At 30.8% G+C, this 14151-nt stretch carries 15 protein-coding genes and 1 pseudogene; 13 read left to right on the forward strand and 3 right to left on the reverse strand.

Features of this window, described 5'->3' with window-relative positions; genetic code table 11:
* Position 1: 1 nt before the first annotated feature.
* On the reverse strand, positions 2 to 1306 hold the full coding sequence (locus Q0649_RS02965) for an NAD(P)-dependent oxidoreductase (protein WP_298837059.1): 1305 nt from the start codon (positions 1304 to 1306) through the stop codon (positions 2 to 4).
* Between the two features lie 251 nt (positions 1307 to 1557).
* Here Q0649_RS02965 and Q0649_RS02970 point away from each other — a divergent pair, with 251 nt between their 5' ends.
* From Q0649_RS02970 to Q0649_RS03020, 11 genes are all read left to right on the forward strand, one after another.
* Complete coding sequence (locus Q0649_RS02970; protein ID WP_298837061.1) at positions 1558 to 1917, forward strand: HsmA family protein; 360 nt, start codon at positions 1558 to 1560, stop codon at positions 1915 to 1917.
* Positions 1918 to 2313: 396 nt separating this feature from the next.
* A complete protein-coding gene (locus Q0649_RS02975) occupies positions 2314 to 2943 on the forward strand; it encodes a class I SAM-dependent methyltransferase (protein WP_298837063.1) in 630 nt (209 codons plus the stop codon).
* A 57-nt stretch (positions 2944 to 3000) separates the two neighbouring features.
* The gene (locus Q0649_RS02980; protein ID WP_298837065.1) at positions 3001 to 3390 is read left to right on the forward strand and encodes an iron chaperone; all 390 of its coding nucleotides are present in this window, start codon (positions 3001 to 3003) and stop codon (positions 3388 to 3390) included.
* A gap of 314 nt (positions 3391 to 3704) precedes the next feature.
* A complete protein-coding gene (locus tag Q0649_RS02985; RefSeq protein WP_298837066.1) occupies positions 3705 to 3815 on the forward strand; it encodes a fibronectin type III-like domain-contianing protein in 111 nt (36 codons plus the stop codon).
* Positions 3816 to 4012: 197 nt separating this feature from the next.
* Positions 4013 to 5011, forward strand: coding sequence for a LacI family DNA-binding transcriptional regulator (locus Q0649_RS02990; protein WP_298837068.1), 999 nt, complete (start codon positions 4013 to 4015; stop codon positions 5009 to 5011).
* 24 nt (positions 5012 to 5035) lie between these two features.
* A complete protein-coding gene (locus tag Q0649_RS02995) occupies positions 5036 to 6349 on the forward strand; it encodes an extracellular solute-binding protein (RefSeq protein ID WP_298837070.1) in 1314 nt (437 codons plus the stop codon).
* A 118-nt stretch (positions 6350 to 6467) separates the two neighbouring features.
* Positions 6468 to 7358, forward strand: coding sequence for a carbohydrate ABC transporter permease (locus Q0649_RS03000; protein WP_298837071.1), 891 nt, complete (start codon positions 6468 to 6470; stop codon positions 7356 to 7358).
* A 19-nt stretch (positions 7359 to 7377) separates the two neighbouring features.
* Complete coding sequence (locus tag Q0649_RS03005) at positions 7378 to 8253, forward strand: carbohydrate ABC transporter permease (protein ID WP_298837072.1); 876 nt, start codon at positions 7378 to 7380, stop codon at positions 8251 to 8253.
* Between the two features lie 35 nt (positions 8254 to 8288).
* A complete protein-coding gene (locus Q0649_RS03010) occupies positions 8289 to 8807 on the forward strand; it encodes a hypothetical protein (protein ID WP_298837075.1) in 519 nt (172 codons plus the stop codon).
* Positions 8808 to 8845: 38 nt separating this feature from the next.
* On the forward strand, positions 8846 to 11233 hold the full coding sequence (locus Q0649_RS03015; RefSeq protein WP_298837078.1) for a GH36-type glycosyl hydrolase domain-containing protein: 2388 nt from the start codon (positions 8846 to 8848) through the stop codon (positions 11231 to 11233).
* Positions 11234 to 11250: 17 nt separating this feature from the next.
* Positions 11251 to 12618 (forward strand): glucoamylase family protein, encoded by a 1368-nt coding sequence (locus Q0649_RS03020; protein ID WP_298837080.1) that lies wholly within the window; start codon positions 11251 to 11253, stop codon positions 12616 to 12618.
* A 49-nt stretch (positions 12619 to 12667) separates the two neighbouring features.
* On the opposite strand, the pseudogene Q0649_RS03025 reads toward Q0649_RS03020, so the two are convergent.
* Both Q0649_RS03025 and Q0649_RS03030 read right to left on the reverse strand, forming a co-directional pair.
* Positions 12668 to 13093, reverse strand: a pseudogene (locus Q0649_RS03025) (TraB/GumN family protein); the annotation flags it as partial.
* 40 nt (positions 13094 to 13133) lie between these two features.
* Positions 13134 to 13274, reverse strand: a complete 141-nt coding sequence (locus Q0649_RS03030; protein ID WP_298837084.1) for a ribbon-helix-helix domain-containing protein — start codon at positions 13272 to 13274, stop codon at positions 13134 to 13136.
* A 155-nt stretch (positions 13275 to 13429) separates the two neighbouring features.
* On the opposite strand from Q0649_RS03030, the gene Q0649_RS03035 reads away from it, so the two are divergent.
* Together Q0649_RS03035 and Q0649_RS03040 are read left to right on the forward strand one after the other, a co-directional pair.
* On the forward strand, positions 13430 to 13876 hold the full coding sequence (locus tag Q0649_RS03035; protein ID WP_298837086.1) for a MarR family winged helix-turn-helix transcriptional regulator: 447 nt from the start codon (positions 13430 to 13432) through the stop codon (positions 13874 to 13876).
* A gap of 18 nt (positions 13877 to 13894) precedes the next feature.
* The coding region (locus Q0649_RS03040; RefSeq protein WP_298837089.1) for an ATP-binding protein at positions 13895 to 14151 on the forward strand (257 nt) is incomplete at its 3' end.

Consider the following 14151-nt stretch of genomic DNA (forward strand, 5'->3'; position numbering starts at 1 on the left):
TTTATGCCTCCTTAGTTGATGACAATCTAATTGTTTCCATAGAGCCTTTTTTTGAAGTTAAATATTTTTCAATTTCCAGTGCAACTAACTTGCCTGAGGCAACAGCTTGTACAACTGTTTTATCACCGCAAACAATATCACCTGATGCAAATATATCTTCTACATTTGTCCTATAGTTTTCTGTAATAACTATTCCTTTTTTATTAACTTTTACATCGACAATAGTTTCTATATCTTCTGATTCCTGTCCAACTGCAAATATAACCATATCTGCTACAATATCCAATGTTGATTCATCAAACATTCCCGCTGCTTTAAAACTAACAACTTTACCATTTTTACCTATTACTTCTGATGGTTTAAACCCTGTAAATATAGGGATATTTAAGGATTGAACGTGCTTTCTTTCCCCTACAGTTGCAGGCATTTTCTCTATAGTCCTTCTGTAAACTATTTTTACATCTTCAGAGCCAAGTAATTTTGCAGTGGATGCACAATCCATGGCAACGTCTCCACCACCAATAATTATTACATGGTTACCAACGGTTATATTACCATTTTTAGTTTTAGCTTCTGAAAGAAAATCTATACCATTTACAACACCTTGTAAATGTGAACCTTTAACGTCTATAGTTTTTCCACTTTGATTTCCACAAGCAAGTATGAATGCTTTAAAGCCTTGTGATCTAAGAGCATCTATTTTAACATCTTTTCCTACTGTACAATTTGTTTTAAAATCTACGCCTAATTCTTTTATATAGTTTATTTCATTTTGTACAATCTGCGTAGGTAAACGCTCAGGTGGTATTCCGTAACTTAACCATCCGCCTAATATATCTTTTTTTTCAAATACCCTTACCTTATATCCTTTTAATGCAAGTTCTGAAGCAGCTGTAATGCCACTTGGACCAGATCCTATAATTGCTATTTTTTCTTTTGTAGCTTCAACTTTATCAAGAACTTTTAAGTTTATACGTTGTTCATAATCGGTTAAATATCTTTGAAGAGCACCTATTTTTATAGGGTTGTCTATGCCACATCTGCTACAAGCACTTTCACAATACTTGTCATAAGGGCAGACTCTAGAACATATGCCACCAAGAATATTATTTGTTCTTATCGTTTCAATCGCACCTTTGGGATTATTAAAACGAAGTGAGCGAATAAATTTTGCAGGATTTGTGCCTGCAGGACAAGCTTTACTACAAGGTGCATCATGACATAAAAGACATCTTGTTGCTTCTTCTATTGCTAAAAAAGGTGTTAATACTTGAGTTGTCTCTTTCAAATATAATTTATTTTCCATATAGAATTTATCTCCTTTTAAAAATATACATTTAATATATTTATTTAAATTATAAGAATATATTTAATTGTTTGTATATGTTTTACTTGTTAATAGATTAACACTCATTTTGTAATATTTCAATTTTATAGGTCATATTTATTGTAAAGACAGTATTCTATAATACTTTTACAGAGTTAATGCGATATTGTATAAATATTAACAATAGTGCAATATAATATAGTATAGAAATTTCTTAAGAGAGGTGGAAAATGTTAGTTATATCAATAATTTTAGTGAACATAGCATTAATTTTTTATACGATTTCTATCTTAAATGAAGTGAAAGAAAAAAAATTGCTGACTTGGCATGTTGTTATGTTTTTTATAGGTTTAACTTGTGATATATTAGGAACTTTAATAATGTATGAACTAGGTGGGAATATAGTAAAGTTAGGAGTCCATGATATATTAGGATTTGTTGCTTTATTACTTATGTTGGTGAATGTAATTGGTTCAATACTTGTATTAAAAAAATATAAAAATTTACTTGATAAGTTTTATAAATTTAGTATTTTTGCATGGGTTATTTGGATTATTTCTTATATTCTAGGTGTGTCTACACATATATAAAACTATGGAATCTATAATAATGAAGATGCCAATTGCCATGTGCGTGGCACCAAAGGTTGTCTATGTCAAACAGTTAAGAAATAGACAAATGATAATCCAAAGTATAAAACACTAGAAACTAAAATTATCAATATTCTCAACTCCTTTTTATTTATTAAGAAAATAAAACTTGATGTAACTTATTGTATATATAAATTGTAACACCAAAATGTATTGTTTTTATCAAGTAATTATATTAAATTTATGTGATTTATATTAAAAATTGTAATATGAACATAAATAGATTATAATATAACAACATACAATTGATTATCATTATCATTAAAGAAAAAAAGTTAATGGGTGCCACTTGCCATGTGGGTGACACCAAAAGAAAATTAAGAAAGGTGGAACATTATGAGTGAAATTGCAAAAAGATTAAATCAATGTAGAAAGCCAACTGGTGAGATAGGAAAAGTTATAGCAAAAGATATGAATATAGCACATTTTGAACTAACTAATTGGGGATTTGAGAAAATAAATATTAAAAAAAATGATGTTATATTAGATATAGGTTGCGGTGGTGGTAGAACAGTAAATAGAATGGCATCAATGGCAGCGCAGGGTAAAACATTTGGTATAGATTATTCAACAGATTGTGTAAAATGGTCAAAAGATTATAATGAAAAACTTATTAAAGAGGGTAGCGTAGAAATTCTTCATGCAAGTGTAGAAAAAATTCCATTCGAAAATGATAAATTTGATATTATATCAGCAGTAGAAACTATTTATTTTTGGCCTAATCTTGTTGAAAGTTTTAAAGAGGTAAAAAGAGTTTTGAAACCATTAGGAAAACTTATTATAATATGTGAAATGTATTCTAGTGAAAAATTTAAAGAAAGAAATGATGAATTTGTTGCAATATCAGATATGGAAATACATACGCCTAAAGAACTAAAAGTGTTATTAGAAAAAGCTGGGTACAATAATATAAAAATAGATTTAGTGGAAGATAAAAATTGGTTATGTTGTGTATGTGAAAAGTAGTGATATTAATTATTTATTTGGAGAAAAGGTGAAAAATAAATAGTGGGAGGATAAATATTGGAAGAAGCAAAGAATATTTCTAAGTCAATTGATGAGTATATTTTAAAATTTTCTTCTGAGACTCAGGAAATACTTAAAACCTTAAGGAAAGTTATAAAAGAGTGTGCACCTGATGCTGAGGAAAAGATAAGTTATCAAATGCCTACTTTTGTACTTCATGGAAATTTAGTGCATTTTGCTGCTTATAAAAATCATATTGGACTTTACCCAAAGCCTAGTGGAACTGAGTCATTCAAACTTGAATTATCACAATATAAAAGTGGAAAAGGGTCAATACAATTTCCTATAGAAAAGCCACTGCCTTATGAATTAATAAGGAAAATAGTTAAATTTAGAGTTGCAGAGAATATAAAAAAAGAAGAAGCCAAGTTAAAAAACAAGAAATAATTTCAAAAAAAACCATATAAAATAATAGGTAGAGTGCGACTCATATATTGGGTCGCATTTTGTGGGTTGTAAAAATTCATTATACTGGTAATGGCCGTTTATAACTATATTGTAATATAAAATGCATATAGTATAATAAAAAAACAAGAAACGTTTCTAGGGGGATTGGATGAAAAAGTAAATTTGCAATTAGTGAAGTGTTAAGGAGTGAAAATGATTATTAACGAAGGGGTTGAAAATAATGATTAATAAGAAAATTAATAAACTATTATCTACTATGAAACTTGAAGAAAAAATTGGACAGTTAGTGTAATATGAAAGGCGAAAAAACAGTTCAACTTTATATAAGGGATTTAGTGGCTTCAATTACAAGGCCTGTCAAAGAATTAAAGGGGTTCAAAAATTTGATTAAGTTGAAGGCTTAATGTCAAGTTTCGAGATTATAAAGTAACGTTTCTTTGAAATGAACATTAGATCTCTAAATGTATAAATAATTTAAATGTTACTAATAAAGAGACTAGAGGCTTTTTAAATATAAAAGTCAAAAATAACCTATTGACAATAATATATGTAAACGTTATTATATATGTAATAACAGAAACGTTTCGACTGGAGGAAGTTTATGGTAACAATAAAGGATGTTGCAAAAGCGGCTGGTGTATCAATTTCGACTACATCTTATGCTTTAAACAATAAAGGTAATGTAAGCAAAGAAAAAAAGGTTAATATTTTAAGGATAGCAAAGGAACTAGGATATTCACCAAACTTTGCAGCTAAAAATCTTAAAAAACAAAAGACTGAATTAGTTGGATTATTTGTACATGACATTAATGGACCTTTCTATAATGAACTTATAAGAGGAATTCAGCAGGTAACTATATTAAATGGCTATGAATTAATAGTGTTTTGTGATTCAGGAACTAAAAAGAACTCTAGTTACAATTTTTTAAGTGAGAGAAGAGTTGATGGAGCTATAATAATTAGCTCCACTATCAAGGATGATGAGATAATGACACTTACCAAAAATGGGTTACCAATTGTAGTACTTGATAGAGAAATAACAGGGGAAAAGTTGTGTAATGTACTGGTAGATAATGAACATGGAGCATCTAATGCAGTAATGCATTTAATAGGTCAAGGATACCGTGATATTGCATTTTTAAGTGGTCCGCAGGAGGCTTATGATAATAGGAAACGGTTTGAAGGGTATAAAAAAACTTTAAAAGATAATGGTATAAAATTTAATGAAAAGATGGTAATAAATGGTAGTTTTACGGAAAATTCAGGTTACAATGCAGTAACAAATTACTTAGAAATAAATAAAAAGCCACCTGAAGCAATCTTCTCATCTAATGATGAAATGGCCATAGGCGCTATATTTGCACTTAGGGACAAAGGATATAATGTACCCAAAGATGTTGCAGTAGTAGGATTTGATAATCTTGTTCTTTCATCATACATAACTCCCGCATTGACTACAGTTAAAAGACCGATGTATGAAATGGGATTGTTATCTACACACACTTTATTTAATATGTTAAACAGTAGTGAAGTGAATAAATCAGTTACGCTTTCTACTGAACTAATAATAAGAGATTCATGCCAAAAGAAGTCAAATTAAAAATAAATCTAAGGGGGGAACAAAATGAAATTTAAAAAGTTATGCTCATTATTCTTAGTAACATCCATGTTAGCAATTAGTTTTTCGGGGTGTGGAACAAAATCGAGTTCTAGTCAAACCAAAGCGGTTGACCCAAAAGCTCTTAAAGGTGATATAGAGCTTATGCTTCCAGCTGGAGACTATATTGATTATGTAAAAAAATCAATTTTGCCTGAATTCAAAAAGCAGTACCCTAATATTAAGGTCACGGTCACAGATGATAAGAACATTGATACGAGAATTGATGCTGGAGATGCACCAAGTGTATATGCAGGGGTTTGGGGAGCTCAACCTATTAAATATGCAAAAATGGATAAACTAGTAAATTATGATAACTTCAAAGATTATAGTGCACTTGCACAGAGAATAGACAGTAAGTATTTAGGCAAAGTATTAGATGGAACTTATTATGTTCCAATGAATGCAACTACTCAAATGATGATATATAATAAGGATTTATTTAAAGAAGCTGGACTAGATCCAGAAAAACCACCAGTAACTTTTGATGAATATTTAACTTATGCTAAGAAAATAAGCGAATTACCTAAGAGAAAAGATGGATCCAAAACTTATGGAACTGTATTTTGGAATGAGGCATTAACATTTGGTGGTTGGTACTGGACAATGCTAGCTCAAGAATATTACAACATGAACGGTGGTAAATATCAGTTGTTAAATAAATTAGGCACAGATGTAGTATTTGATAAACCTGCAGCTAATTTGGACAAATTTTTTAAATTTTCACAAGATGCTCAAAAATTAGCTCCACCAACAATGGAAAAAAACTTTTTCTCAAGAAGTATAGGAATGTGGTCACAGTTTGGGTATGGATGGAAAGCTAACCTTAAACAAGCATTAGGTAAGACAATGGTAATAGGTAAAGATGTTGGAATAGCACCTATGCCAGTGTTAAAAGTAGGAGATAGATCAGTTTCCACTATAGACGGAAGAGCACTAATGATATTTAAAACAAATAAAGAAAAAGAGACTATGTCTTGGGCACTTGTAAAATTCTTAATGCAAGATAAACAAAACCTTGACGCTTGTAAACAATTAGGACAGTTGCCTACATTAAAATCTCTTGTCACTGATCCTTATTTTCAAACACCAGACAATAAACCTTTCTTAGATCAACTAAAGACTGGTATACCAAACGAAGGGTTTGCAGAATCTGATGGAATTCAAAATATAATGTTACAGACTTACCAAAAGGTAGTTATTAAAAAGTCACTTACTCCTGAGCAAGGTGTTAAGGAAGCAGCAGTTAAGTCTAGAAAGCTATTAAGTACTACTAAATAGAAAAGGTATATTTATAATTAGAATTTACTGAGAAGAATATTTTCAGTAAATTTTAATTTATAAAGTGTAACAATTTACGAAACTTACACTTGTTATTATTTATAGAAGGAGGAAAACAATGAGTAAAATAAAGTTAACCTCGAAAAGAAAGTGGGGGATTTTATTTGTATCTCCATGGGTAATATATTTTTTCGTATTTTTAGCTTATCCTATGGCACTCGCTTTTAAAAACAGTTATTTAAGCATAAATTTAATTCAACCAGAAAGAGCAACTTTTGTTGGGTTTGAAAACTGGATTAATGTAGCAACGGATGGATTATTTTGGAAGTCAATGTTTAATATTTTGTTTAATCAAAGTATATTTATTGCATTGACTTTCATTATATCGTTGTCACTTGCACTTATACTAACGAAGATAAAATTGGGCGGTTCTTTATTTAGAACAATATATTTTATACCAATGGTTACATCGGTGGTTATAGCTATGCTTATATTTAATTATATATCAAGTCCCACTGGCCCAATTCAACAATTAATGCTCCAACATGGTTGGATAAGGGAAGGTGTATTTTGGAAAACAACTAAGTGGCTTCCAATGCCAATTATAGCTATTTTTAGTAGTTGGAAATGGTTTGGAATACAAATGATTATTTTTATTGGTGGGTTAGCAGGTATTGACAAGCAAGTGATTGAAGCAGCTCAGATAGATGGAAGCTCATGGATTAATACGTTGTTTGCAATTACTATTCCATTATTAAAGCCTCAGATTATTTTTGTAATGACTATGAATATTATTAATGGATTTCAAATGTTTACTGAAGTATTTATAAATTTTGACTTACTTGGAGGACCTTATAATTCTGCGTTAACACCTGTAATGTATCTTTATCAAAAGGGATTTCAGGATATGCAGATGGGAGAGGCTTCTGCGATAGGTATTTTACTTGCAATAGTGATTTTTATATTTACTAAGATTCAAAATAAAGTACTTAATGTAATAGAGGAATAGAAGGGAGCTATATATAATTATGGCAACAATAAATATTAGTCGCAAGAATAATTCAAGTCATTTTAATGAAAATAAATTTAAAAAAATATTAGTCAATATAATTTTGTATGGGATTTTATTAATTGGTTCTATTATAGTATTGTATCCATTCTTTTTCTTAATTATGAATTCTTTTAAGCTTGGTCCGGAAATAATGAACTCACCACTTGCATTACCTAAATCAATAAATTTTGGTGGTTACACTGAGGTATTTAAATCTTTAAATATTCCAAGATTATTCTTTAATACTATATTTATTGCTAGTAGTGTTACCGCATTAAATGTTCTATTTTCATCAATGGTAGCCTATGCCATAGTAAAACTAGATGTTCCGTTTAAATCTCTAACACGAAATATTATATTAGCATCAATGATGATACCTAGTGTACTATTATTAATTCCTACATATACAATGCTGTATAACTGGAACTGGATTAACACCTATAGAGTACTAATTATACCTATGGCTCTAAGTGCTTATAATATATTTCTTATGATCCAGTTTTTTACACAGATTGATGATGCTTATCTTGAAGCAGCTAGAATAGATGGAGCTAATGAATTTATGATTTTCAATAAAGTAGTATTACCAATGGCAAAACCTGCTTTGGCTACTATTTCTATACTTGCTTTTATGGGATCGTGGAATGATTTTTTAAATCCTCTTTTATATTTAAGAAGTGATACAAAAATGACATTGCAAATTGCTATATATAAGTTTAGTAATGCAATACCAGGAGTTCATGTTGAACAATTATGGGCAGCAATGGTTTTAGTTTCTTTGCCCATAGTCATTATTTACTTTTGTATGCAGAAAAACTTTGTTAAGGCATTTACGGGTGTTGGTCTTAAATAATAGTTGGACTGAAGGGACAAAGGGGGAATAGAAAAGTGAAAAAAAACGCACAAATTGCTTTAATAGTTATAGTAGCAGTGCTTTTAATATATGGGGTGGCATGGATTCAGCAGAATAACATGTCTAATAAATATTATAAGGATGCAATGGGTAATTTTGAAAAAGGCGATTATGTTATTGCATTAAAAGGTAAAAATATTGAAAAAGAAGATGGAAGTGGATATGAATTTATGGGCGGGTTTGAGCAAGTAGATAATATATGGAGTAGTCCCTATGCATTTCCAAAACCTTCATCATATAAAAAATCAAAAGACATGGCACAAGAAATAATAAATAGTAAAATTGACATTAAAACAGGGACAGATATGTTAAAACAGTACCTTCAGATTGATAAAGGCTATTTAGGTCAAATTATGCTAAAGGTAGCAGATGAGTACTTGAAAGCTGATGATAAAGAAAATGCTATAGAAACATACAAGACTATTCTTGAAGCTTTTCCAAGTGATGTGGATATATTAAATGTAGCGAAGAATAAATTAAAGAGCATTCAATAAGGGATAATTTTATGTTTACACAAGAGGAGGAAATAATTTTGGAAGATAAACATTTGTTTGAAAATAAATATGGGTATTTTAGAGAAGATGGAAGAGAGTATGTTATTACCACACCCAAAACACCAAGACCTTGGGCTAATATTATAAGTAATGGAGATTATGCTTTTATGGTATCTCAAACTGGTGGAGGATATTCTTGGAGAGGAAATTCTGTAGAAAATAGGCTTACACGCTCATATCAGGATGTGATTAAGGATAATTGGGGTAAATATATTTATATAAGGGATGACAAATCAAAAGATTTTTGGTCTGCAGGATTTAAACCTGTTTGCAGAGAAGTAGAGGAATATACAGTAAAGCATGGAATTGGGTATTCCGTAATAGAGCAAAAATATAGTGGTATAAGAAGTAAGCTCACCATGTATGTAGTACCGGATGCTCCAATGGAGATATGGACACTTAAACTTACAAATGAGTCCAGTGAAGATCGGGAATTAAGTTTAATGACATATTTTGAATGGTGTATGGGAACATCACCAGATGAACATAGAGAGTTCCATAAGATATTTATTGATAATCAATTTAATGAAGAGGTAAACGGGTTTCTTACAACTAAGTGTCTTTGGTTATTGCAAAACAAGAAAGGTCAACATAACAATAGAGACTGGGAGTATGTAGGATTTCACACTTGTAGTGAAAAAGTTACATCTTATGATGGGGATAAGGAATCATTTATAGGAATGTATGGATCAGAAAGTAATCCTAAGGCCATGGAAATGGATGAATTAGAAAGAAATACAGGAAGATTTTTTGATGCTACAGCTTCACTTCACGTAAAAGTAAAATTAGAGCCAGGAGAGAGTAAAGAAATTGTATTCACCTTAGGTTGCGCAGATTCAAAAGAGCAGGCGTGCTTGCTAGCAAATAAATATAATAAAGTTTGCGAAGCACATAATGCATTAGAGGACGTTCATAAGTTTTGGGAAAAATTTGTTGATAGTGAGGTAGTGAGTACTCCAGATGATGCACTTAATATTATGACTAATACGTGGCTTAAATATCAGGCAATTTCTTGTAGAATATGGGGCAAATCGGGTTATTATCAAGTAAGTGCAGGTTATGGTTTTAGAGACCAACTTCAGGATTGTCAAATATTTTTTTCATCTATGCCAGAATATGCAAAGAAACAAATATTAATGCATGCTGGGAAGCAAAAGTCTGATGGTACAGTATATCATTGGTGGATGACTATTTCAGGGATTGGGCCTGAAACTAAATGCTCAGATGATTTATTATGGCTTCCTTTTATAACTACAAGTTATTTAAAAGAGACTAATGATTTTTCTATACTTGAAGAAAAGATAGCTTGTTATGATACAGATGAAAAGATAAGCTTATTTAAACATTGCAAACTTTCTATAGAAAAAGTCTTTACAAGGTTTAGTGATAGGGGAGTACCCCTAATGGGTGAAAATGATTGGAATGATGGATTAAGTGCAGTAGGCTGGGATTGGAAGGGAGAAAGCTTTTGGCTTGGAGAATTCTTGTATATTATATTAGGTGACTTTATATCTATTTGTAGAAGAAAAGATGATAAAATTTTTTTGGAAAAATGTGAGACAGCAATGAAAAATATGAAAAAAGCTTTAAATGAGTATGGATGGAATGGACAGTGGTACCTTCAAGCAACTACGGATAATGGTGAGGATGTAGGTGCTAAAGAAAACAAAGAAGCTTTTATTTTTCTTAACCCTCAGACATGGGCAGTTATAAGTGGTATAGCTGATAAAAGTAGAGCAAAAGTCGCTATGGATTCTGTAAGCAAATATTTATTTAAAGATTATGGCACTCTTTTATTATATCCTGCTTATAGCAAGGTTAGGGAAGATATTGGTTATATAACGCGTTATGCTCCTGGGTTACGAGAAAACGGGGGAGTATATTCTCATGCTGCAACTTGGGCAGTAACTGCTTATATTATGGTAGGCGAAGTTGAGAAAGCATATGAACTATACAAAAGGATATGTCCTCCTAATAGAAGCTCGGATATTGAACTTTATAAGGCAGAACCATATGTAATGCCAGGCAATTCCGATGGACCACAGTCTCCTAACTACGGAAGAGGGAGTTGGACATGGTATACAGGTTCTGCACAGTGGCTTCAAAGAACTGCCACAAACTGGATACTTGGTATAAGAGCAGAATATGATGGATTAATAATAGATCCTGCTATCCCTTCTAAATGGGATGGATTTAGTTATAAGAGGAATTTTAGAAATACAACTTATTCTATTGTTGTAGATAATAGTACACATGTAAATAAGGGAGTAAAGCAAATAACAATTGATGGTAAATTAATAAATGGTAATAAGCTGCCAGACTTGCATGACGGAATGATTCATGATGTAAAAGTTATTATGGGATAGGAAGGGAAGGGATAATTATGAGGAAATTAACCACAAAATATCTAGCATTGTTTCTTACTATTGTTTTATTAATTGGAACAAATCCTTTTAGTTTAAAAGTTTCAGGAAAACAGCAATCTATCAGTAATAATCAATTGATGGATAAGGAAAGTAAAGGTAGCTTTAATTTTTTCTGGAAGGAAGCCAATACGGATACTAACAGCGTAGCATATGGCTTAATTAGAGATAGGGCAAAAAATGATAATAATAGAAAAACAACTGATACTAATAATGTATCGAGTGTTGCGTCTGTGGGCTTTGGTCTTACTGCATTAGTTATAGGTGCAGATAAAAAGTGGATAACAAAGAAGCAGGCTCATGATAGGGCTCTTGGAACCATAAATACATTATTAAATAATGCGGATCAGGTAAATGGCTTCTTTTATCACTTCTTGAATATGAATACTGCAAAAAGAGATGGTACAAGTGAAGTTTCTATAATTGATACTGCTCTAGCAATAAATGGTGCAATAACAGCTGGTGAATACTTTGGTGGAGATGTAATGATTAAGGCGCAACAGTTGTATGACAGAGTTAATTGGCCTTGGTTCGTTGATTCATCAAATAATCAATTTTATATGGCATATTCACCAGAGAAAGGGTTTGCTGGCCACTGGGATTTCTATGCAGAACAGTTACAGTTATATGTATTAGGAGCTGGTTCATCAACACATCCTACAGATCCTAATATGATGTATAGTTTTACAAGGCATTTAGGTTCTTATGGAAATAAACCACAATTTATTAATTCTTGGTTTGGTTCATTATTTACACATCAATTTTCTTTTGCATGGATTAATTTTAAAGATAAAGTTGATAAGCAAGGTGTAAATTGGTGGGAAAACTCTGTAATAGCAAGTAAGAGTAGCAGGCAATATGCAATTGACCAAGGTTCTAAATATAAAACTTTAGGACCAAATGCTTGGGGTCTTACTGCTTCTGATGGTCCTAAAGGATATTCGGGATTGTATGGATCTAATCCTTCAGGCTTTGCAAATGATCAAGTTAAAAATGATGGTACGCTTGCACCATCAGGTGCTTTAGGATCTATGGTATTTACACCTAAGGAATCTCTGGCAGCTTTACGTAATTATTATGAGAATTTTCCTAGTCTATGGGGGAAATATGGTCTTAAGGACTCTTATAATACTGATCTCCATGATGCATATCCTAGTGAATTTATTGTAGGGACACAGTGGTATGATACTGATGTAATTGGAATTGATAAGGGCATAACATTGCTTATGATTCAAAATCACAAAAACGGTATTGTATGGAATAATTATATTAAGAACAAAAATGTTCAATCTGGGATTAAAAAAATAGGATTAAAGGATATAAATTAAAAATAAAACTGAGCATAAACTTTTAAAACAAAAAGTTTATGCTCAGTTTTTAACATATCCTAATTATTTCATATCCCTTTTTTTCTAATCTGTCTATAATGCTATCTTCACCTATAAGATGTGCAGCGCCAGCTTGATTATATCTTTCGCTTAATAATAAAATTTCAATAACTTCTGGTTTTAGTTTATAAAATTTTCTTTCAATTTCTCTAGAGCACAATTTATTTTTAACTAAATACCTTCTTAAATTTATAATTTTATCCTTTGGAAAATGATTATATAAACTGTCCCCATCTTCATAAATATAGTCGTTATTATATATAATATCATTTGTTATAATTATAACATTATTAATAGATTCATCTTTCACTTCTAAGACAAAATTGTTGTATTTATATAGGCAATTAAGAATCCTCTCCTTTAATGGAAAGAAGTTTTTTTGCACCAGGTGAACAGTACCATTAAGATACATTTTTGCATTTCCACCTTTCTAAAAAAGACTAACATATAAAATGTTAATCCTCAATTTTATCAAGATATTCAATTAATGCTTTATTAACTAAATTTGAAAGACTTCTATGCTCTTTTTCAGCTTGTATTTCTAATTTATCTTGTAGTTGTTTTTGAATTGTAACAACAGTTCTATCTGAAACCATTTAATATCACCTCAATATTATTATAACATCATTTATTAAATAGGGATAATTAATAATGTTTAATATTAAAAAATTATAAGTAACTTATAAACTTGACATAAATTCGACTTCACTATATTATATGTATATACATATATAGTATTGGAGTTGAATTTATGTGTAGTTTAATTTCATCTGATAACAAAAATTCGCAAAATTGTGCTTGTGGTAATTTAAGAAAAACCACCCGCGCGATTACTCAGTTTTATGACAAGATGCTTCAACCAACAGGACTTCGGAGTACTCAATGTTTGCTACTATTGGATATTTCTTTGAATGAAAATATTTCTGTTACAAGTCTTGGTAACATTTTACGCATGGATCAAAGCACTGTAACGAGAAATGTGGAGTTACTTAGAAAGAGCGGTTATATTGATATTAAGAAAGAAGAGCAGGACTGTAGGAAAAAGTGCATAACCGTAACTGATAAAGGATTAAATACTCTTGATGTTGCTACACCAATATTAAAGGAAGCACAGAGTACAATCGAGGATGGCATTGGCAAAGAAAGAATAAAAGAATTATTAAAAACATTAAATGATATTGAAAAATTAATAAAGTAAATTTAAAGGGGATAAAAAATGGGTCTTATAACTGTAAATGAAGAAAAATGTATTAAATGCGGACAATGTATTAAGGAATGTCCATCATTTGTTTTGAAAATGGGAGAAAATGGTCCGGAGGAAGTAGAAAATACTAGTTGTATTGCTTGTGGACATTGTGTTGCTGTATGCCCAACTGAAGCTATAGATAATAAAAAAACACCACTCGCAGAGCAAATTAATGCAAAAGATTTTCCTAAATTAAATGCAGAGCAGGCTGAGCATTTTTTAAGGTC

The sequence above is a fragment of the uncultured Clostridium sp. genome, assembly GCF_937920395.1.
Taxonomy (GTDB): Bacteria; Bacillota; Clostridia; order Clostridiales; family Clostridiaceae; genus Clostridium_AD.